This window comes from Arthrobacter sp. HMWF013 (assembly GCF_003061105.1).
Lineage (GTDB): Bacteria > Actinomycetota > Actinomycetes > Actinomycetales > Micrococcaceae > Arthrobacter.
In genome coordinates this window covers 1-1,970 of record NZ_QAIQ01000010.1, presented here as the reverse complement: position 1 = coordinate 1,970, position 1,970 = coordinate 1, and the positions used below count along the sequence as shown (strand labels likewise).

At 65.7% G+C, this 1,970-nt stretch carries 1 protein-coding gene; it reads right to left on the bottom strand.

What is annotated here, in order from left to right; genetic code table 11:
* Positions 1 to 1,950, bottom strand: a 1,950-nt coding sequence (locus DBR22_RS00390; RefSeq protein ID WP_108597265.1) for a TPM domain-containing protein, incomplete at its 3' end; no start/stop codon positions are given.
* Positions 1,951 to 1,970: the final 20 nt, after the last annotated feature.

Below are 1,970 nucleotides of genomic sequence, written 5' to 3'. Positions count from 1 at the left end.
GCCCCAGCCTGCGCCGCCGCCGCCGTTGAGGATGGAATTGATGAGGATACCGCCGAGAATGGCGCCGCCAAGGCCGCCGCCGCCCCCGCCACGTCCGCCGAACATGCCGCCTCCGCCGAAGCCCTGGTTGGCGTAGCCACCGAAGTTGTCGACATCGGCCTGGGCCAACTGCGCTGCCTGCGCAGCGAGGGCATGGGCTTGCTGGGCGTAGGTGAGGGCTGTGACGGGATCGTTCCGTGAGATGGAAAGGGCGTAGTCAAGGTTGCGCTGGGATTCTGCCAGCCGGGTCCGCGCTTCGGTGCCCACTCCGCCGCGGCGTGCGGTGATGTAGTCCGATGTTGCGCTGATCTGGGCCTGGGCGGACATGATGGTCTGCTGCAGTGAAGCCTCCGCACGGCGGGCCTGCTCCTGCTTGTCGCGGATGCCGGTGAGGGACTGGTCCAGAGCCTGGTGCGCATTCTCAACGCGCTGGAGTGTGGCAATGGGATCGATCTTTCCGCCCTGGATTTCAGCCTTGACCTGCGCCAGGGCCTGTTCGACGCCGGCGACCGGGCCCGCCAGCTCGGGGTGTTCCCCGGACTGGATCATGGCCCTCGCCTGGGCCAGGTCCTGGGAGGTGTCGACGACTGCCGCTTCCAGCCCTCCGCGGGCCTCGTCCAGGTTGGTGGATACCTTGGCGATGGCGTCGAGCAGGACGTTGGTCTGGTGCAGGCTCTCTTCGGAGGCGCGCACGGCCACAGCGGCGAGGCTGCCCTCGCCTGCCGCGAGCTTTTCCTGGGCCGTGGCTGTGGCGTTCTGCACAAAGGCAAGGCGTTCCTTGGCCTGGGTGATGTTGTCCGCCACCTGTACCAGCGCGCTGTCCGCGTACTTGGAGCGCAAGGTTGTCAATGACTGTTCAGCGCTGGCGATCTTGGCTTCGGCCTCCTGCGCGCCGGCACTGACAGCGGCCAGGGCCTGGGGGGCGTTCTTCTCTAGCTCGCGGAGTGAGTCGAAATCGGCCTTCTGCTCCTGGAGCGAACCCAGCGCTGCCTCGGACCGGCGGATGATCTCGCCGTACCAACTGCGCTGCTGTTCCTCGGTGTCCGGAATGTGGTCGTCAAGCTGTTGCTGGAGCTTGAAGGATTCGGACATATGGGCCTTGGCCTCGGCAAGCGCCTTGGTGAAGTTGCCCACCGCGGCGTCGCCGTACTGCGCCTCTGCGAAACCGAGTTCCTGCTCGCTGGACTTGATGGCGTCGTCGGCTTCAATGATCAGGGAACCGCTCTTGCGCCGGAGCTCCTCGATGCTGAGCGAAGCCAGCGGGTCCAACTCGGCGCCCTGCGGGCCGTAGCTGGCGCTGGATGCCAGCGCTGCTTTCTTCCGCTTGTTGCGGAAGTACAGGTACGCTCCGGCGCCACCGGCCGCAACAACGCCCGTTCCGACGAGGACAGCCGCCCCCGCGCCGTCGCCCGAAGGGACGTTGCCGCTGCCGCCGCCTGCGGCGTCACCGATGGCTGCGGCGGTGTCAATGGCCGCCTGGGCGTAGTCCTTCTTGCCGCCGGCAAGATTCGCCGTGACGGCATTCTGGCTGATGGCTGTCTGCTTGGACTTGATGGAACTTGCCGAATTCAGGGCAAAATGGAACTTGCCCTCTTCCGCAATCGCGAGGATGGCGTCAGCTGTGCCCATGCCTTTAGTCGTCGCCACCTGCTGGGCCCAGGCCGCGGGATCGGTGGGGTTGGTGAACGAGTCCACGGTGACAACGTAAAGGTTGTACTTGTGGTCCTTGAGGAGTGTCTGGATGGCTTCCTGGACCTCACCTTTACGGCTGCCGAGGACGTTTGCGTTATCCACGATGTTCGTGCCGGACGGAATGGTCACCGGATCCTCGGCCCAGGCCGCAGCGGCGGGTGCCGCCAGAAGCCCGGTCAGGCCGATCACGGCGAGAAGACGCTTGAACTTTGACCGCATGTGCAACCCTTCAGCACGCT